Source organism: Streptomyces sp. CO7 (assembly GCF_053474865.1).
In genome coordinates, this window is sequence record NZ_JBRIOU010000004.1 from 393,435 (window position 1) to 394,041 (window position 607).

At 80.7% G+C, this 607-nt stretch carries 1 pseudogene; it reads right to left on the minus strand.

What is annotated here, in order from left to right:
* Positions 1-607 (minus strand): annotated as a pseudogene (locus ACOV8S_RS14550) (hypothetical protein); the annotation flags it as partial.

Consider the following 607-nt stretch of genomic DNA (forward strand, 5'->3'; position numbering starts at 1 on the left):
GCTCGGGGTGGCGGGGGTCTCGTCGGTTCCGCGGCCTTCGTTGCCGTGGGCGCCGTTGCCGCTCCTGCCGCCCTTGTCTCCCTTGCCGCCCTTCTCCGTGCCGCCGGCCTCGGCGGGGTGGGCCTTCTTGCCGTTCCCGCCCTTCGCCTCCCGGTCCGCGGCCGCCGCCTTGCCGGTCCCCGCCTTGCGGCCGGCCGAGCCCATCGGGTTGGCGGCCGGGACGGCGTAGGAGACGGTCGGGGGGACCCTGTCGCCGGTGGCGTCGGCGGCGGCATCGTCGGCGCTCGCCTTGCCGGAGGGGCGCTGGGTGGGCGGCGCCGCGGCGGAGGCGCGGGTGTCGTCGTTGTTGCCGCTGGTGTCGGGGGCGAGGGCGACGGTCGCGCCGAGGGCCACGGAGAGGGCGGCGAGGACGGTGCCCACGGCCACGCGGCGGCCGTGGCGCGGGCCGGCCGGGAGGGGGGCGGACCGGGTGACCGCGGCGTCCGGCTCCGCGGACCGCGCGGGGAACACCAGGTCCGTCGACGGCGGGACCGGCAGCGGGGCCGCCGCGGGGCTGCGCCCGGCCGCCAGGGCGGCGAGGGTCTTCGCGCAGTGGGCGGCGTCGGGG